The sequence below is a fragment of the Agrobacterium sp. ICMP 6402 genome, assembly GCF_009498615.1.
In the GTDB taxonomy this organism is placed as follows: domain Bacteria; phylum Pseudomonadota; class Alphaproteobacteria; order Rhizobiales; family Rhizobiaceae; genus Agrobacterium; species Agrobacterium burrii.
Genome location: NZ_QSNV01000017.1, coordinates 11334 through 30591, shown reverse-complemented (window position 1 = coordinate 30591; position 19258 = coordinate 11334). Strand labels below are relative to the sequence as shown.

The window sequence follows — 19258 nt, the reverse complement described above, 5'->3', positions numbered from 1 at the left end:
CGGGAATGACCGCTGAGTTTGCCGTTATCGCTACAATCATGAATCCCCTCCGTTGCAAATCCATATCTCGCCTGCCGTCAAAATTGCTGAGGGCAGGTGAAGCTGGACATCGCCTCCAGCCTGAATGGATTGAGAACCGACCCGAACTGAATATCGAATTCGGCCCTCTGGCCGCCATTCTCAAACCGTACCCGCAAAAGATCACCGGACTGGCTTTCGATATTCGCACCGTCGAACAGGCGGAATGGCGACCAGTCGCCGTTTTCGGTTTTCGCCTGCTGCCAGCCGCCCGGCTGGAAAGCGATGCGGGACAGGCTGGCCGTGTTCTCCCGGGATGGCCAGGTGATCGACTTCGCCTGTATCGGCCCGTGATAATAGACGACCCGTTCCCCCTCGATCTCCAGCATCACAGCAGTTGAGGCATTGGAGAGCGAAACGGGTTTGACATTGATCGCGACCGCCGGCGTCTCGCTGCCATTCGGGAAAAAGGCGCGCGAAATCCTGTCGGCATTTTCGAACTGGGCAATGGCGCTGCTGGGAATGCCGGCGGCGCCAAAGGTGCCTTTCCAGCTCCAGGGAGTCGTCGTCTTGTCGACGAAAGGCTCCATGCGCTGCTTGAAGAAGGTCTGGAAAACCCCGGTCGGGCCGAACAGGCGTGTGAAATCCGCGATCGCGACATCGCGGGAAGACGACCTGTCGAACGGATAACGGCCGGTCACGATCGAAGAGCACAGGGACGCTGAATCGGCCGCCCAGAGTTCGGCGATGCGGCCGCGGGCGGATTTCACCGCAAGCGAGCCGACATCCGCGGCCACGCCCGCCACCCACACATCAAGCGGTGCCGGCAAATCGCGGGCCTGCTGCAACAGATCCTGATTGGCCTTGGTCAGCTGACTGTCGACATCGAACACCCTGGCGACCTCGTCGGAGGTGGTTGCCGAGCGGGCGAGCTGCTCGTTCAGCATCTTGAAATTCGCAAGCAGCTGCTCTGATGGAGAGGCCGCGCCCTTGCCCGCACTGGTTTCTCTGCCTGCCGGGGGTGCGCCGCTTTTGGCTGCCAGCATATCCCGCAATCTCGCATAGGGGTCTGCGGCATTGACGGTGGCAGCAAGGACGGCTGCTGTCGTGTCGCCTTCGGCGGCGGAGGCGAGGGTCGCAGGGTTGGCCCCGACATCGGGGCGAAGATCGGTCGCATCCGCGATCGATTTCGCAGCCTCCGCCAGAATGTTTCGCTCATTGGCAAGCGTTCGGGTTGTTTCCACCGCGTCGCCCAGCGTTTGGGACGGTTTGACCCTGAGATCGGTGAGGGTGTCGGTCCATTTTTTCTCGAACCGGTCGAAATAGATTTGCAGCGCGGCCTGCGCCACCTGTTCGACCGTTGCGCCGCGGATTGGATCGTCGGAACCGCGCACCCACCCTTCGGAAAGCGCGATACGCGCCGCGTTGGCGACCTGCGGAATGACGACGCTGCGATACCCTTGCGCGGTGAAGAGGCCTTCGATGCCATCCGCCATCGGCGCTTTGCTGCGGCGTTCGAAGGCGCGTTCTCCGAGCGGGCCGAAGGCCGTCGCCGGTGTCCATTCCATCAATTCCTGCGCCTGCGGAAGGCCGGCGAGAATATCATAGGCGCGCGTGCCGATCGCCTGATCGCGGATCGTGTCGCGTGCGGTGGCGATAAGCCGCGCGTCAAGTTCGATCGGGGCGAGAACGCCGTCCGCCAGCGCCCTTGCGTGCTGGTCGAGAGCTTCTCTGGCCGCCGCCCTGCCATCACCGGGATAAAGCGATGCAAACATCTGATGCGTCTGCGTGGTCAGGAAGTCCCGGTCCAGTGCACCCATTCCGCCGAGCATTCCATAGAGTTTCAGCGAGTTGAACGTGCGGGTGATATCCTTTTCGTCTTTGAGCTGTTTTTGCAGCTGCACGATCATGCGCGGCAGGAGAAGGGCATTGAGCGCACGCTGATAGGCATCGCGCTGCCGCCCGGCAATCTTGTCTTCCTGATCGAGACCGAAGCTGACATTCCACACTCTTTCCCGGGCAAAGCCGGAATTGACGCCGCGCAGATTGTCGAGTGCCGGAAGGATGCGCAGGAAGTCGGCGTCCGAGACATCACGCACGGGAATGCCCTGAACCAGCTGTTCATAAGCGCCGAGTTTGCGATCGGCCTCCGCCAGCGCCTGCGTATTGGCGAAATAGGTGAATATCCAGCCGGTGAAGACGACGGCGACCGCCACGGTGCAGGCCGCATAGGCAATACGCCGGACAAGCAGTTGCCGCCCTGAAAGGCGTTTGTCACGGGTCACCAGCGCGGCCTCGGGGAAGATGACATCCTGGAAGAGCCGCGACAGGAAGTAGCTTCGGCGGGCCTTCGGCGCACTGACGGGCCTATCCGTTTCCGGCTGGGTTCCCGAAGCGAGATAGACGCCGCGCAAAAGCGGCGCTTCGATGAGAGGCGAGCTTGCGCAAAGCTCGCTCAAAGCCTCATGCAACCGGTCTTTCAGCCGTGCGAGTTCTGCCGGAAAACGGAAGATGCGACCGCGTATCTCCGCATTCTGTTCCTGCTGCAGGCGCTCGATCAACATCGCGTCGACCCGCTGTTGCAGCAGTTCGAATTCCTCCGTCAGCCGTTGCGGCAGGTCCTTGGCGGCATAGCTCTCATCCAGCTTGAAGGTCGTGCCCCACACCTGCTGGCGATCGGTCTTGTTGAAGCTGTCGAAGAATTCCACGAAACCATGCAGCAGGTCGGCCTTTGTCAACACGATATAGACCGGCACGCGCGCGTGCAGATACTCATCCAGTTCCGAAAGCCGCTGGCGGATGGAGCGCAGTTCCTGCCGCTGTTCCTCGGGATCGCGGGTCAGGAGATCGGGGATGGACAGGGTCACCAGCGCGCCGTTGATCGGTTGCGAACGGCGATATCGTCTCAGAAGGCCAAGGAAACCCTCCCAGCCGGCTTTCGAGGAGCCGTCGAGATCATCCTGGGTGGTATAGCGGCCGGCGGTATCGATCAATATCGCCTCGTCGGCGAACCACCAGTTGCAGTTGCGCGTGCCGCCGATGCCTTTCACCGCGTTTTCGCCAAGCGCATCGCCAAGCGGAAATTGCAGGCCGGAATTGGTCAGCGCCGTGGTCTTGCCGGAGCCCGGTGCACCGAAGATCACGTACCACGGCAGGTCGTATATATAACCGAACCGCTTTTTCGTGACCCGCCGCAACAGCGCCAGCGCTTCCTTCAGACGCGTCTGGATTTCACCTATTTCGGCCTGACGGTTGGCGAGAGCCTCCCGCTCGATGCTGTCGACGAGTTCCTTGTCCTGCTTGCGGCCGCGATAAATCGTGACGACGATATAAACAAGCCAGATCGCCAGAATGATGCCGATGGCGATAAGCCGCGATTGCGTCGTTCCCAGCGGCTTGAAATCGCCCAGTGCGACCAGATAGCCGTAGAACCAGATGACGACGCAAAGCGCGATCACCCATAACAGCGACAGGAAGCGACGTCCCACAAGGGCGGCATAGCTTTCGACATAGGAACGGATCGTATAAAAATAACTCAGCGGATTCATGGGCTGGCCTCTCCCGGTTGCTGTCCCGAACTGTTCTCAATGGTCGGCGAGAGAATGCCGGCGTCGCTCAATTTTTCATCGGGGTTGGTCAGGACCATGATCTCGGTTCTGCGGTTCGTCTCGCGGCCTTCCTGCGTCTTGTTGTCGGCAATGGGATCGCTGTCGGCGCGCCCTTCGGTCAGGATTGCTTCAGGGCCGGCAAATTGCGAGAGAATGGCTCCGACTGCTTTCGCCCGCGCTTCGGAAAGATGCCAGTTGGAAGGAAATTCCACGGTTTTGATCGGCACATTGTCGGTATAGCCAATGACGACGGCGCGGAATTTTTCAGCGGCGAGCGCGCCGCCGATACGCTGGATCAGATCGCGGAATTGCGGGCTGACCTCGGCGCTGCCGGTGGCGAAAAGGCCGGAATTGTTGATGCGTACGCGTAGCCGCCCGTTCACATCCGCCAGCGTGACCAGCTTCTTCTCGACTTCCGGCTGAAGGAAGGCCATCAGCTTTTCAAGCCGCGAGGGTTGCCTTGGCTCCACGATTTTCGGTGGTTCGACAACCTTCGGGACTTCGGTTTTCACCGGTGGCGGCGGGGGGGTCGCGATCAGCACGCTCGGCGTTTCCGTCGGCGGCAGATGCGCCAGCCTTTCGAAAGTGACATCGGATGCGTTGTTGAGCGACAGCGTAAAGAAAAGATAGCCAAGCGCGAAGGCAAGCGCCATCAGCGACAGCAACGTCCAGAGTGCGGCCATCGTCCGCAACGGCGTATGCCGGGCCTCGACACCTTTCCAGTGTGGTGAAAGCTCCCGTTCGAAGGCGCCGTATTGGCCGATCAGCGTCTTGTAGAGACTGTCGCGGATACGCGAAAGCTCCAATGCGCCTTTCGGAGAAACGCGGGTGCGTCCTTCGAAAGCCAGCGACAGGCACAGATAGATCAGCAGCAGCAGATCCTTGTTGGCGCCGGGCGACTGGTGAAAATGGTCGAGAATGTCGAAAACCCGGTCGCCGCCGGTGACATCGTTGTGGAAGGTGGACACCAGACCGGAGCGCGCCCAGCCTGCGCGCACGCCCCAGGGCTTGCTGAGAACGACATCATCCACCGTCGCGCAGACGACATAATGCGCCGCCCGCGCCCGTTCGGCGCTGATGCGGGCGGAAGCAAGATCGCGCTCATAGCGGGTGATCGCTTCAAGGCAGGCGCGGCGAAGATGATCCGGGTCCGGTTCGGCATCGCTGAAGCGCAACAGATGCGCGAGATTGAGAAGGGGAGCTGCGGATTGCACGAGTGTCGGCACGTCGTCGCCACCGAAGCGGAAACCGGAAAGCAGTTCGTCAACCGGCATGGCGGCCGCGCTGCCCCTGGCCCGCCCAGCCGGCTCGTCGGTCTCGATGATATCTTCGAGGATCGTCGCCATGTTGCGGGCGTTCTGGTTGCGGCGGCGGCTCTCCTCGGTGATTTCGACCACCGTGGGTAAATCCTGCCAGGAGGAAGGCTTTTCATTGCTCATTCGCGTAACGCCCACATTTCCATCTCAAGTCCGGGAAATTCGCCCGCCAGATGCAGGGCGATGGCGCCGGAGGTCTCGAGCTGTTTCCAAAGCGGTGATGTCGTGTCGATTTCGAAATAGATGGTGCCGGATCGATAGGGCAGCTGCCGCGGCAGAACGGGCAGGGAGCGCACGGGAATGCCCGGCAGCGCCACGTTGACCAGTTCCGAAATTCGCTCGACCGGCCCGACCTTGATCTGTGCGGGCAGCCTGCGGCGAATGTCTTCGGCGGCCATATCCGCGCGCACGGCGAGCACGAAACCGGCATCGCGCAGCAGCGTGCGATCGTGAATGGTGCCGACGCGGACGCCGTGACGGCGCTCCACCAGTTCGATGGCCACCGCCGCCTGCTCCAGAACCGCTGAAAGCGAGGTGCGCAGATCGTCGAAAACCGCGCCGAAGGTGGCTTTCAGATCGTCATGCCGATAGGGCGGAAAATCCGTCGCTCGTTTTTTGTCCGTCGTGAAAGTGGCAAGCTCGCCGGCAAGCTGGATGCAGTCCTCGTAAAAGCGGATGGGATGAAAACGCGTGGCGTTGGCGCCGCGATGCGCCAGCAGCGGATCGGCCCGGTTGAGAATCTGCAGCAGGAAATAATCGCCGACTTCCGCGGTTCCCCTGATCGTCGGGTCGCCGATGCGCTCCGCGATTGCCTGGGCGCGATGGCGCACGATCCCCAGAAGCTCGGTCATCAATTCGTTGAGACGCGGAGCGGCCGCGCAGGTGAGGCTGGGTGGAATGAAATCCGGATCGAGAATGACCGCCCGGTCGGACCGGACCTCGATCACGCGTGCGAGACCGATGAGATCGTAACCGGAGAGATCGTCGCCGGTCTTGAGGAATTTCAAGCTCAAACGGCCAACATCGATCGGCGCCACGAAGTCCGTTTCGATGTTGGTATCCGTGACTTCATAGGTGGAGGCGGTGAAGCGCACGTTGTTCGTGTCGTTCCGGCCTGTTGCAGACATGTCCGCCTTGCCGGGCTGCCGGGCTGGCAGGGCCAGGTAGATGACGGCGTTCTTGACGCTGTCATCGAGATCGAGCGGCGGCGGCAGATCGGAATCTTCAGGCGCTTCGAAGGGCGTACCGTCAGGCAGGACGCCGCGCAGGTTCGAAAGGGCGAATTGCCCGATGGAGAGCGCGCTGCGATCCAGACCGATCTCGGCAATCCCCCAGGGGTAGGGGGAAAGGTTGCGCGTGGTATTGCGCACCAGGCGTTCGGTCCAGCGGTCGGATTGCTGGAAATGTTGAACGCGCAGAAACATGCCCTCGCTCCAGGCAACACGGTTTTCATGTCTCATCGTTGTTGTTTACCCCCTTGGCATCGGTCGCAATCACGTCATGCTCCGGCGCGGTGTTTGCACGCGCCGCCCGTTGCAGAAACTGCCTGACCGGCAATTGACGACCGTTTTCTTCGAATTGTTTTTTGTAGGCGGACCAGTAATCAGTCTTGGTGATCAGCGCCTGCCAGTCCTTGCGCCCGATTTTCGAGCGAATGTCGTTGCCCGCATCGACCGAGGCTTCCAGAAGCCTGGGCTCGAGTTTTTGCGTGCAGGTGTGGATGAGCGTTTCGAGAGAAGCGGCCAGACGGCGCTGCTGATGAACGAGCTTTTCCATACGCTCGCTCAATGATGTGTGCGGCCCTGCGGAAACCTGATCGCCTTCGATGCCGAGAATGGCGAGACAATCGGTGCTTTCCCTTTCCAATACGGCCAGAAGGCCGGCGATCTCCGCCTGCGCCGTGGAGACACCCGCAGTCGATGTCTCCCGCGTGTCCGGGGCTCCGCTTCCATCCGGGAAAACGCTGTCGAAATCCTCTGCCTGCGGCATCACCGCCGGACGTGCGATCATGACAGGCGTGTTCAGTGCATCGGTGTGCTCGTGCTCGCTGCTTGCAACCGGCTCGTCGTCCCAGTCTTCCGGGAGAACAGAGTCCAGTCCGCCCGCCGAGGGGGGAGCGTTCCAGCCGATCTCGACATTTCGCGAGATGGATCTGGCTTTCCGGCCGGAGCTGTCGCGGCGGGTTTCGGGCCAGTCGTCGAGGGATATGGTGTTGCCCAGCACACCGTCCGCCGAGCGGCCGTTGGGCGCGATATCCGCAAGGATCGCCGAAATGGTCAGGGGCTCGTCACTCATGCGCAACGATGCGTCCGGATCGCTGAAATCCAGCTCGGCATCGCCGCTGATGGTGACCTGAAAAATCTCCCCGCCGATATTGATCTGCGAACCGTCCCTGAGGCGCGCGCTTTCACCTTCCAGCAGCAGGCGACCGTCAACCAGCGTGCCGTTTGCGCTCTGGTCGAGAATGGTGAAGCCTTCACCGTCGCGGCTGAGGGTGCAGTGCAGCTTGGAAACGCGCCTCTGATTATCGTCGATCTGCCAGTCGCAATCCTGTGACCGGCCAATCACGCGGCGGCCCCGCTCGAAACTCCACGGGGTGGATCTTGCGGACCGGCTGTTTTTTGTGTCCTTGAGCGCCAGCTTCATATCCATGCCTCACGCGGAAATCGCCGAGCCTTCCCGCTCGGTCACTATGGCGTCGGTGCTGTCTTTTTGTGCGGGCGCCACGCGGGCCCAGCTGTTCCAGCCAAGACGGGCGGGAGCATCGAGCTGGCCCAGTCGGCAGAAGGGAATGTCTTCCTTTTTCAGGATCACCTGCACATCGAAATCGAGCGCGCTTCCGACAAACAGCCGCGTCAGCGAAAATATCTCTGCCAGCCGTTTCGATCCGGGCGTCAGCGCCAGATAATCCGCATAGGCAACCGGACCGATGACGACCCGGAAACCGCCGCTCATATCCTCCACGGCGCTTCCCGCCGTCGTGTTCTGCCCCAGCCGAAGCCCGGATGCCTGCCCGAGTTGGCTCTGCTCGTGAAGCGGCAGGGGTACCCATCGCCTGCGGAACTGTTCAATGGCGACGGGAAGCCCCGTAAATTCGCAGAGCACGGAGGTCAGGGCAGAGACATTGCGATTGCGGCTGGCCAGAAACCCGCTGAAACGCAGAAGTGCATCTTCGCTCACACCGGCCTTCCGCGTCAGGCCGGCGGTGCGGAACCCGGTAAGCGCCAGCAAGGTCTTGCGGAAACCGTTGCTCTTGTGCTGGTCTGACCAGCGCAATGCCCTTGCGAGGCGATATTTTTCCGTCGCCGATACAAAAAGCTCGCTGAACCTTGCGGCAAACAGGTTGAAGAAGCTCGTCAGCGCGCCGGAACGGTTGCGCTCTTCCCGCTGCAGCAATTCGCCGTAAGCTGGCGGCAGCGACCCGAGCGGCCCGACAATCGGCGCGAATGCGGATTTCAGTTCGGCAGCACCGTGTTTGCGGCCGAAGCCGCTGACCGCCAGCGCCGTGGGCTGCACACCGCCATGCGCCGCAATCGTCAGCCCGTCATCCGACACGTGCTGGGCAACGCGAAAAGCGGTGGCCGGTTCGAAGCGACCGGGATCGGTGCCGAGAAGCGCGGCCTGTTGATCTTTCATGTCCGGCGTTTGCAATCCCATCCCGGTCTCCTAGAGCAGCGGCCGGTCAGCCGCGCGGGCTGGCCATCGGGCGATGGGTTTGGAATGGCCGCGCATTGTCGCCGTCAGCCGCGTGAAACTGTTGATCGAGGTGTAGAGACCGAAGAAATGGTTGAGGACATTGGCGAAAACGAAGGCGACGGGGCGCGCGATCAGCGCCGGGTCGAACTCCACGGCTATGTCCGTTCCCGGCACCATCACCGAGCCGATCCGGGCATGGGAATTCTGCGCCTCGACATTGCTGATCGATTCAACCAGTTGCCGGGTTTCGGGACTGTCCCTGAAGGAATAGAGCGACAGAATATCCTTCAGCGGCGCTCCGCCATTGTCGGCGAGGGAAAGGTGATTGAGCAGCAGATGCGAGATGAGCCGCCATTCACGCGCCGAGCGTTCGTTCACGCGTATGGCGGCGGTTGGCGGCATCAGCGCCTGAACCGAGCCCACCGCCTCATTGCCCGCCGAAAGCTGCAGGAACGGGTGGCCGCCGCCGAAGGGAAGCTGGCTCGGCAGCTCACGGTTGAGACACAGCGTATCGATGCTTGCTACCATATCGAGCGGTCCCAGAGGCCCGCGTTTTTGATCCACGAAGGCGATGTCGGTATCGGAAGAGCCATCGTCATCGAAACGGCGCTGGATCTGCCAGAACACATTCGAGCCGTTGTTACGCTGGGTGCGTCCGAAAAAGGGGGAGGTCTTTTCGGTCTGGCCGGAGCGGCTGGTCAGCTGGACATTTTCGACGGCGTAGATCTCCCGTGTCCGCTGCCGCCTCGCATCCGGCAGAAGGCGATATTCCGTGCGCGTTCCGTCAAGGCTGAGCGGCTCGCAACTCTGCTTGAACAGGTTGATGACCGGGGAGGCATTGAGCACGAAATCCTTGACGGAGACCATCCGCTCCAGCCGCGTGTCCGCCGCATCCAGATAGATGTAGAGTTCGCAATCGCCGCCGCTCCATCTGTGCAGCCCGTCAATATCGAGAAAGAGAAACTTCTGCGGCAAGGCGAAGAACTCGGTGAGCAGCCGGTATCCGTCGAAACTATTGGCGGGATAGGGCAGCATGGCCTGATCACGTGTGTAGCCGGAAGGCCTGAGATTGCCGGCGGGCAGGAAGACAGCCTCCTTGTCTTCCGAGTGACGCGCAAGCGCCATCCCCACGCAGTGATTGGTCAAAAGCTCGTAAAGCGCAGTTGCCTGCTGCCACGCGGCGGACAGGAATAGCTGGAGTTTCGTCACGCCCATTTCGGGGAATGTGCTGCCGCGCGGCGCGGTGCTGCGCAGGGAAAGCCGCAGGCAGCTGGCCGCGCCGGCGAAGGACGGCGAAAATGGCGCGTCGATCGGCTGTCCGGCCAGGGTCGCTGCGGAAATCTGCAGCGGAACGATCTCCACCTCCTGCGTCGTGCGGAAACGGCAGCTCTCGCCCCCAACCGGTTCGGCGAGGATTTCGCTGTGACGCGGCAGGGTCTGCACGGTTGCCAGCGCCGGGCTCTGGGCAAACTGCACGACGCTCATCGATGGGATCGGGGCAAGATAGTGGGGGTAGAGCGTTTCCAGCAGGCTGTCCGACAGTTCAGGGAACTCGTCATCCAGTTTCTGGCGAACGCGAGCGGCGGAGTAGGCGAAACTCTGGATCAACCGCTCGACATGCGGATCGTCGGCAACATCGCCCGTCATGCGCAGCCTGCCGGCGATTTTCGGGAACGCTGCCGCGAAACGCGACGCCCGTTTCCGCAGCGCGAAAAGTTCGTCATTGTATTTTTCGAGAAAGCCGTCAGCCATTCGTCGCCTCCACCAGAAACCGTTGCGTGGACGGATCGATCCGGGATTCAAAGCTGATCGGCGGCATGCCTTCCTGAAGACGGAACGTCGCCTGAATGCGCATGCGAAGCGTGCGGTCGCCATCCGTGCGGTTCTTCAGGATCGTGACATGCACGTCCGCAAGGCGTGTTTCGAACAGGGAAATCCGCCGTTCGATACTGCGCGCAAGCCGGGCCTTGGAGGCATCCGTCACCAGATTGGCGGAAAGAATGCCATCGACGCCATAGCTGACCAGCGCGTCGGAAAGCTCCTTCAGCGCCGCCGGTGGGCCGGCGGGATTGCGGCGTGTGTTGAGCAATGCCTCGAGATCGCGGCGGATCACCTCGCGCATTTCACGCGCCTGATCCTTGAGGCTCACGAGCGCATCCGTTTCCGCATCCGGCGCGTCATCCAGCAGCCGGTCCAGAATGGAGCGGGACAGCGTTCTCTGCCGTGTGCGATATTGCTCCAGCGGATCAACCACGCGCCGCCCGCCTTTCATCGTCGGATATGGCGGAAAGGGTGCCGATTTCATGGAACGGGACCACGTCGTCGCCAATCAGAAGGCAGCGTTGGCCTTGCCCGGTCGCCAGAGGCTGGCTTTCCTCGCTCCACCGTGTTTCCCGGCCGAGGAGGAGGCTGACATCGTCCTGCGCGCCGTGATAGATCGTCGGGAGCAGTATGGATGCGACCGCGCCATCGCGCAGTGTCAGTTCAGCATCGCGGAAAGCAAGGTCGCGCGGGCGACTCATGGGGTCGATCCTCAGGCTCTCGATGCGATCATAATCGATCCACAGATAGCGGCCGCCATTGGTCAGCACCTCCATCGCATGCGGAATCCGGTCGTCCAGGTCGCGGATATCGGCGGCGCGCTTGCCATCGTGGTCGATCGGTACTTCGCCGCGTTTTTCATCCAGTTCAGTCAAGGCGCTTCTGGCGCCTTCACCATCACCGCTGCGTGCGGCGAGGTTCGCCTTGATCGCCAGTTGATCGAGTTCGGACGGGCCGCCGGGAAAATCCGGCACCGCACCGGTTTCGAACCAGGCGTTTCGCGCCGCCATGGCGCGCAGCTGGTGGCGAAAAAGGGAAAAGCCGACACTGTCCTGCGGCGAAAATGTCGCGGCGAGATTGCACTGCGCATCGGCTTTCTCGTATTCGCCGGCAAGGACAAGCAGGTCGATGTAGAAATGACGGCCGACCTTGTCGGTGGGCTTGGTCTTCACGTGCTCGCGCGCAAGGCCGATCGCTTCCTGCAGCCTGTTATCGTCGAGAAGGCGGGAAATGTCGTCGCGCAGCGTCATGCGGATATCCTTTGCGGCTCGGCGGAAGGCCTTGATGTGGCGGCAGGCGGCATCATGGCTTCGGCAATGAGATGGAAGCTCGTGGAGACGTCGTCCAGTTGGAAGTGCGGCTGAAGACGCACGGTGCAGGAGAATGTTCCGGGCTTGCCGGGAACCTCGAAGACCTTGATCCCGGCGGAGCGCAGCGGATAACGGGCGCGCAGGGCGGCCTCGGCGTCGTCGTTGCCGAGGGTGTAGGAGGAAAGCCACCCTTCCAGCTTGCGCTCGATTGTGGAGGCATCGCTCAACTGGCCGATGTCGTCGCGCATGATGACCTTGAGGTAGTGGGAGAACCGCGACGCGCAGAGGACATATTGCAGCATGGCGGCCAGACGGGCGTTCTGCCGCGCGGCCTCGCTGGAATAATGGCCGGGCGCATGGAGCGACTGGTTGGCGTTGAAAATCGCCATACCGGAAAGATAGGTGGTGGAGACGGGCACGATCCCGAGATCCGAAAACTGCTGTTCCTGTCCCGTCGTCAGCTGCACTTCGACGGGGGGCTGTGCGGAGAGACCGTTGCTTTCGATGCCCAGATCGAGCGGAGGCAGTTGTCGGGATGAGAGCATGCCACCGTCAACCGCATCCTGCGTGACCCCGCGCAGATCCGAGAACCAGCCGGAATCGACGAAGTTTCGCACGACCACCGTGGCGAAGGCGAAGGCGGCGTTGCCCCAAAGCAGGGTTTCACCGTTTTCCGCCACATGCTCACGGAAGGGAAATCCGTCATCCCGCTCGCGGGCGTAGGGTCTGTAGGGGGAGCGCAGCAGGACACGCGGCGCAACGAGGCCCAGGAAGCGGGAATCGTCGCGCGCGCGAAGCGCATTCCACCGCAACCGCGATTTATCCTGTTTCAGGGAGGAGAAGTCGTGAACCCGGCTGAGTTCGGAAAAATCCTGCAGCCCCACTGCGGAGGGTGCCGCAGCCGCGACGAAGGGGCAGAAGGCGGCTGCCGCCACCATGCCGATCTGCGAGAGCGTCGTGATGGAATCTGCGCCCTGAACATCACCGGGCGAAAATGCATAGTCGCCGATCAGCAGGCCGACCGGTTCGCCGCCCGGCATGCCGAATTCGCGATTATAGACAACCTCGAACAGATGGCTCTGGTCGAAATCGGTGGCGCGTTCCGTGTTGCGGGCAAGGTCGCGCCAGTTGGCGTTCAGCAGTTTCACCTTGACGTCGGTGCTCCGGCCCGCTTCGCGCACGACCATGGCAAGCCCGCGCCATCTTGCTTCCATCGCCTGAAAATCAGGATGATGGAGAATGGCGTTCACCTGGCCGGTCAGCGCCTCATCGATGAGGGCGATAAGCTGGTCGGCAAAAATGCGGGCGTCCGGAAAGGACTGATGCGCCATGGATGGGCTCCGGGTGAAGAACGGATGACGGGGTGGCGAACCACCCCGGTCCGGGTTCAGTTCTTGGACGGAATACGAGCGACCATGCGTAGCGAGGTCGTCAGTTCTTCCATCTGCAACCAGGGTCGCATCCATGCGACGGCGTTGTACGCGCCGGGTTTGCCCGGCACTTCCTGCACCGTTACCTTGGCGTCGCGCAGCGGATATTTCGCCCGGCTTTCCTCACCGGCCTCGTCATTGGCGTTGACGTAGTTGGCGATCCAGCGATTGAGCCAGACCTCGCAATCGGACGCCTCCATGAAGGAACCGATCTTGTCGCGGCCCATCACTTTGAGATAATGCGCAAAGCGCGAGGTGGCCATGATATAGGGCAGGCGGGCCGAAACGGCGGCGTTGGCCGTCGCTTCCGGCTTGTCGTAAAGCTTCGGCTTGTGTGCGGTCTGGGCACCGAAGAATACGGCATAATCCGTGTTCTTGTAGTGGCAGAGCGGCAGGAAACCGAGCTTGCCGAGTTCGGCGTCGCGACGGTCGGTAATGCCCACTTCGGTCGGGCATTTCAGATCGAGGTCGCCGTCATCGCTGGAGAAGACGTGCATGGGCAGATTTTCCACCCGGCCGCCGTTTTCCGCACCGCGGATTGCCGTGCACCAGCCGCTTTTTGCAAAAGCCTCGGTCAGCTTCGTGCCCATGACATAGGCGGCGTTCATCCAGCAATATTCATCATGCTGCAGGTCGCCATTGGCGGCGCCTTTTGTCTCATCATAGGCGAAGTCATCGATGGGATTGGTCTTCGGGCCATAGGGCATGCGCGCCAGGACACGCGGCAGGGCGAGCGTGACGAAACGGGAATCGTCGCTTTCGCGGAAGCTGCGCCACTTGGCATATTCCACCGTATCGAAGATTTTCTCCAGGTCGCGCGGCCGGGCAAGATCACGATAATCCTCAAAGCCGAACATGTGCGGGCTCGCCGCGGAGATGAACGGTGCGAAGGCCGCTGCCGCGATCGACGATACGCCCTGAAGCAACTGCACGTCATCGAAGGAATTGTCGAATTCGTAATCGCCGACGATGGCCCCGAGCGGTTCGCCGCCGGGAGTGCCGAATTCGTCTTCGTAAATCGCCTTGAAGAGGCGGGACTGGTCGAATTCCACGGCTTTTTCCAGATCCCGCGCCAGTTCCCGCTTGCCGGCATTCATGACGCGGATCTTGAGATTAACGCTCGTCTCGGAATTCTTGACGAGGTAGTTGAGCCCTCGCCACGTGCCTTCCAGCTTGGCGAATTCCGGGGCCTGCATGATGGCGGCAAGCTGTTCGGAGATCGTCCGGTCCAGTTCGGCAATGGCGTGGTTGAGAGTGACGGTGAGGTTGCGGTCGTATTTGACCGTTCCTTTCAGGGCCTGGTCGGTCAGCGTGCGCAGCAGATTTTGCGCGCGGTCCGGTTCGGTCTGGCGGGTTGCGGCAACCACCTTGGACAGTAATCCGTTCTCTTCGGCGGTTGTTGCCTGTGCCTCGTTTTTTAGCAGGCTTTCAGCGCTCATGTTTCAGTCCTTCCACATGCGGCTTTGAAAATGCCGCTTGAACAGTTGAAGCCCCGCCATGGGGCCGTTCGGGGAGGTTTTCCTCCGCACAGGCGATTATTCGCTCGCGCCGTTTTTTTCCTTCAGTTCGGAAACCAGCGTTGCGAGATCAGTCTTGTTCTGGAGAATATCCTCGAGCATCCGCTCCAGATCCTCCGAACGGTCGGCCTTGGAAAGCAGGTCGCGCAACTCGTTGCGAGCATCCAGAAGCGCCTTCAGGGCCGGTACCTGCTGCACGACGGCGCCGGGTTCGAAGTCGTCCATGCTCTCGAATTTCAGGTTGACCTGCATATCCGTCCCGTCTTTCTGCAGCGTATTGGCAACGGCGATGTTGAGGCCCGGCGTCATGCGGCGCATCACCTCGTCGAAATTGTCGCGGTCGATCTGAACGAATTTGCGTTCGCCGAACGGCTTGAGCGGCTGGGTCGGGTTGCCGGAGAAATCACCGAGCACGCCGACAACGAAGGGCAGTTCCTTGACCACCATCGCGCCTTCGGTCTCGACTTCGTATTTGATGTGGACCCGGGGCTTGCGAACCCGCTCCAGCTTTTCATGTACACTTGCCATTTCAACCTCCTTGATGCCCCGTTGGCATAGATGACTGTTTCGGGACGGCGTCTCGTCCCGCTATTTCCCGTTGTTTTCTCCGCCGGGTTTGATGCCGGCGGCCGTCAGAACTGCGTTGCGGGCCTGCGTTTCCGGCAAAAGCTCGGCCAGCAGCTCCGAGAAATCCATGCGTCCCCTGCGAACCAGCGTTTCGATGGACAGGGAAATCGGTGAATGCGGCTCGGTACGGCGAAAGTAACGCGCAACCGAAAGAAGAGTTTCAAACGCCTCATCCCGCGAGGATATGCCTTCGGGGGAGGCCGAGGGCGCTCTTGCCGCCGGTTGCCCAGCCTCGTCCGCACCCGGAACCGCGGCTGTCGCCTGCGCGACGGGCGCCGGTTCCTGATCCCGCCCGCCAAGCGTGCGAATGGCGGCGGCGGCCTCGATGAGCGTATTTCGTATGTTGGAACTCGGCGGCGCGGCCTGGCCGCAGCGCTCGGAAAGAACAGCGGTGATGGCGTCAAATGCGGCGAGACAGGCCGTCACTTCCGCCAGATGGGAAGACATGGCGGCAACGCCGGCTTCGGAGGCGGCGCGATACAGTTCCTCGCGGCGTTTGCTCTCGTTCGGCCGCTGCGCCAGCTGGAAATCCCAGAGACTGTGTTCCGCGAATTTGCCTCCCGGGATGAGGGGCGCAAGCCGGAGCGGTTGAACAAGTGTCCCTTCGCTGCCAATGCCGTTCAATCCCGCAAAAGGTGCAAATTTTTCTTCATCATTATCGTCGCTGATCGACCGCAATGAGTCCCACTGGTTGTAAAAAAGATCGCGGCAGAGGTCATAGATTTCGCGCAGTCCATGAAAGCCGCGCAGCCGCAGGCTTGCTTCGGCAAGCCATGCCAATATTTCTATATCCTTGCTTTCGGAATATATAATCTGCAATCCCAGATTGCTGACACTGTCCCAGCTACTGGAGATCTTCAAGTTATCTTGAGGGGAAGCGGCACGCTCTTCTGTGCGTGCGTGGTTTCTTTCATCCTTAATTCTATAGTATATTTCACGCGTTCTTGAATCGATGCGGATATTTTCTCCGCAATCTCCAAACAATTCTACATCTCTTTTAACTTGCGGCGCGTTCAAGAGCAGTCTATCCCCAGAAAATAGTAATGGATTTTTTGTAGTTACTTCCCTTACGTAAGGCTATTCCTCAGACAGACTTATTCAAAATGTGTCTAAATTGTGGCGTCTATCGCTTAATCTCACCTGACAAAAAATAAACTTCGGGGTGGACAACCGGGTTTCATCATCATAGTTATTCCACGTCACGTTGTGGAATGGACCGGGGCAGGAGGCTCATTGCATGTCGCATATCGATATCAATCGCCTCGTTGAAGCGCTTGAGCCTGACCTGCGCGTCACCCTTGAAGCTGCGGCTTCCATTGCGGTGCGTATGGGGCACAGGTACGTGGATATCCCGCATTGGCTGCTGGCGGTTGTAGATGCCGGTATCTATGCGGAAACATTCGAGGAATTAAAAATTCTACTTCCGGTGTTGCGGGCTGAAATCGGCCGCAGCCTCGAAGAGGCGATTATCGGCGATGGGGAGGCGTTGTCGCTCTCCCAGAACATCCTGACGGCGGGCCGGGAGGCCTGGGTTCTGGCTTCGCTGGAGGCCGGACGTGACCGGGTGACGCTTTGCGACCTGCTGCTGGCGATGGATGAGGAAACCTCACTTCGCTCCTTCGTCCGTTCGGCATTCCCGTCCTTGAAGGCGATGGATCGGGCAGCGCTCGAACGCCTTCGCAGTGCGGTTGACGACAAAAAGGGCGGGGATTTTTCCGCCACGCCCGCCAGTTCGGGACCGGCCGCCGGCCAGAACGACTTTCTGCGCCTTTACACTCAGGACATGACCGCCGATGCCCGGAACGGCAAGGTCGATCCGGTGATCGGCCGCGATGACGAGCTGCGCCAACTCGTTGATATTCTGACGCGCCGCAGACAGAACAACCCCATCCTGGTGGGCGAGGCGGGTGTCGGCAAAACCGCGGTTGCGGAGGCGCTGGCGCTTGAGATCGTGTCGGGAAATGTTCCGGAGAAACTGCGCAACGTCCGCCTGCTGAACCTTGATATTTCGCTGCTTCAGGCCGGTGCCGGCGTTAAGGGCGAGTTTGAGCGGCGTCTTCACGGCGTGATCGATGCGGTAAAACGCTCGGCAGAACCCGTCATCCTGTTCATCGACGAGGCGCATGGCCTTGTCGGTGCGGGCGGCGCGGCGGGCCAGGGCGATGCGGCCAATATCCTCAAGCCCGCCCTCGCAAGAGGCGAGGTGCGGACCGTCGCGGCCACGACCTGGAGCGAATACAAGAAATATTTCGAGAAGGACGCGGCGCTGACGCGTCGTTTCCAGCCCGTGCACGTGCGCGAGCCCGACGAGGCGACCGCAATACGGATGCTGCGGGGTGTGGCGGATACTTTCGTCAGCCATCACAACGTCACCGTTCGTGACGAGGCGATCGTCGCGGCGGTGCAATTATCCGCGCGCTACATGCCGGCAAGGCAATTGCCGGACAAGGCTGTAAGCCTTCTCGACACGGCTGCCGCTGCCGTTTCGCTGGCGCGGCAGACCCCGCCGGAGCGGCTGCGCGCCATGGAAAGCGAACGACGCCTTCTGTCAGACGAGTTGAACTGGCTTCTGCGTGAACCGAAGGATGAAGACATGCAAGGCCGCATTCAGTCGATACGCGACGAGTTTGAAAGGCTTGAGACCGGGATCGTTGATCTGCGTGGCCGTTACGATGCGGAAATGGCCGAACTTGCCGCGCTCAGCGAAGAGCAGACGGATGAGACCGGCGCGTCGAACATATCGCGCCTGCGGCCCGTCGGTGAGGATCAGCCGGCAAATGTGGAAAGACTTGTGCCGACGGTGGTGGACCGCGACGCTATCGCCTCCGTCGTTTCTCGGTGGACGGGGATTCCACTCGGCAAACTTCTCGCGGACCAGATCGAAAGCGCACGCACACTGGATGATCGCATGCGGCAGCGGGTCGTCGGGCAGGATGCCGCAATCGGCCGGATTGCCGACGCCATGCGCACCGCCCGTGCCGGGCTGTCCGATCCGCGCCGCCCGCCCGCCGTATTTTTCCTTGTCGGCATGTCCGGAACGGGCAAGACCGAGACGGCGCTATCGCTGGCGGACCTGCTCTACGGCGGCAACAGCCACCTGACGACGATCAACATGTCGGAGTTCAAGGAGGAGCACAAGGTTTCGCTGCTTCTTGGCTCGCCGCCCGGCTATGTCGGTTTCGGCGAAGGCGGCGTGCTCACGGAGGCGGTGCGCCGCAGGCCGTTCGGGGTTCTGCTGCTCGATGAAATCGACAAGGCTCATCCCGGCGTCCAGGATATTTTCTACCAGGTATTCGACAAGGGTGTGCTTCGTGACGGCGAGGGCCGCGATGTCGATTTCAAGAACACCACGATCTTCATGACGGCCAATACCGGCTCGGACCTGCTTTCGGCACTTTCCGCCGATCCCGATACGATGCCGGAAGGCGAGGCGCTGGAAGCGCTGCTGATGCCGGAGCTGACGAAACAGTTCAAGCCCGCCTTCCTTGGGCGCACGATCATTCTGCCCTTCATGCCTCTCGGGGCGGAACAGCTGGCGAGGATCGTGGATATGCAGATTGACAAGATCAGGGAGCGGGTTCTGGCGACATACGGCGCTAACCTGACCTTGTCTGACGGAGCGCGCGACGCATTGGTGACGCGCGCCGGCGCAAGCGACATCGGTGCGCGCGCCATCGAAATCATGATCGGCAAGGATCTCCTGCCGCCTCTCTCCAGCTTTTTCCTCGCGAAAGTCGTTGCGGGAGAACGGGTCGGAAAGGTCGTTGTCGATTTTGAAGAAAATCGGTTCGGCATTCGTGCCGAAGCGGCTGGGGAAAAGAATGAATTCGTCGCGACCGAAGGGGTTGGGATGGATGAAGTTGCCGCGTCGGAAGGGACTACCCGACGCATGCGGCATTAGACGAAGGGCAACTC

13 protein-coding genes are annotated in these 19258 nt (G+C 61.1%); 1 reads left to right on the top strand and 12 read right to left on the bottom strand.

Going from position 1 to position 19258, the window contains the following annotated elements:
• Nucleotides 1–77: 77 nt before the first annotated feature.
• The 12 genes from tssM to tssA all read right to left on the bottom strand — a co-directional run bounded on the left by tssM (nt 78) and on the right by tssA (nt 16360).
• Entirely contained in the window at nt 78–3566 is a 3489-nt protein-coding gene (tssM, locus tag DXT96_RS25970) for a type VI secretion system membrane subunit TssM (RefSeq protein WP_153517084.1), read from the bottom strand.
• Nucleotides 3563–5065, bottom strand: a complete 1503-nt coding sequence (gene tssL, locus DXT96_RS25965) for a type VI secretion system protein TssL, long form (protein ID WP_153517083.1) — start codon at nt 5063–5065, stop codon at nt 3563–3565. Before tssL ends, tssM begins: the two co-directional genes overlap by 4 nt.
• A complete protein-coding gene (tssK, locus tag DXT96_RS25960) occupies nt 5062–6402 on the bottom strand; it encodes a type VI secretion system baseplate subunit TssK (RefSeq protein ID WP_149900654.1) in 1341 nt (446 codons plus the stop codon). The genes tssL and tssK overlap by 4 nt, the downstream gene beginning before the upstream one ends.
• A complete protein-coding gene (locus tag DXT96_RS25955) occupies nt 6392–7594 on the bottom strand; it encodes a type VI secretion system-associated FHA domain protein (protein ID WP_194287749.1) in 1203 nt (400 codons plus the stop codon). Before DXT96_RS25955 ends, tssK begins: the two co-directional genes overlap by 11 nt.
• A 3-nt stretch (nt 7595–7597) precedes the next feature.
• Nucleotides 7598–8599: a type VI secretion system baseplate subunit TssG gene (gene tssG, locus DXT96_RS25950; RefSeq protein ID WP_149900656.1), complete on the bottom strand. Its 1002-nt coding sequence runs from the start codon at nt 8597–8599 to the stop codon at nt 7598–7600.
• Between the two features lie 9 nt (nt 8600–8608).
• On the bottom strand, nt 8609–10390 hold the full coding sequence (tssF, locus tag DXT96_RS25945; protein ID WP_149900657.1) for a type VI secretion system baseplate subunit TssF: 1782 nt from the start codon (nt 10388–10390) through the stop codon (nt 8609–8611).
• Nucleotides 10383–10892, bottom strand: coding sequence for a type VI secretion system baseplate subunit TssE (tssE, locus tag DXT96_RS25940; protein WP_371419010.1), 510 nt, complete (start codon nt 10890–10892; stop codon nt 10383–10385). Before tssE ends, tssF begins: the two co-directional genes overlap by 8 nt.
• On the bottom strand, nt 10885–11709 hold the full coding sequence (locus tag DXT96_RS25935; protein ID WP_153517080.1) for a type VI secretion system accessory protein TagJ: 825 nt from the start codon (nt 11707–11709) through the stop codon (nt 10885–10887). The genes tssE and DXT96_RS25935 overlap by 8 nt, the downstream gene beginning before the upstream one ends.
• The gene (gene tssC, locus DXT96_RS25930) at nt 11706–13100 is read right to left on the bottom strand and encodes a type VI secretion system contractile sheath large subunit (protein ID WP_153517079.1); all 1395 of its coding nucleotides are present in this window, start codon (nt 13098–13100) and stop codon (nt 11706–11708) included. Before tssC (DXT96_RS25930) ends, DXT96_RS25935 begins: the two co-directional genes overlap by 4 nt.
• Before the next feature lie 56 nt (nt 13101–13156).
• Nucleotides 13157–14638, bottom strand: a complete 1482-nt coding sequence (tssC, locus tag DXT96_RS25925; protein ID WP_153517078.1) for a type VI secretion system contractile sheath large subunit — start codon at nt 14636–14638, stop codon at nt 13157–13159.
• 96 nt (nt 14639–14734) lie between these two features.
• The gene (gene tssB, locus DXT96_RS25920) at nt 14735–15244 is read right to left on the bottom strand and encodes a type VI secretion system contractile sheath small subunit (RefSeq protein WP_153517077.1); all 510 of its coding nucleotides are present in this window, start codon (nt 15242–15244) and stop codon (nt 14735–14737) included.
• Nucleotides 15245–15304: 60 nt separating this feature from the next.
• Nucleotides 15305–16360, bottom strand: coding sequence for a type VI secretion system protein TssA (gene tssA, locus DXT96_RS25915; protein WP_153517076.1), 1056 nt, complete (start codon nt 16358–16360; stop codon nt 15305–15307).
• A 220-nt stretch (nt 16361–16580) separates the two neighbouring features.
• Here tssA and tssH point away from each other — a divergent pair, with 220 nt between their 5' ends.
• Nucleotides 16581–19244: a type VI secretion system ATPase TssH gene (gene tssH, locus DXT96_RS25910; protein WP_153517075.1), complete on the top strand. Its 2664-nt coding sequence runs from the start codon at nt 16581–16583 to the stop codon at nt 19242–19244.
• Nucleotides 19245–19258 lie beyond the last annotated feature (14 nt).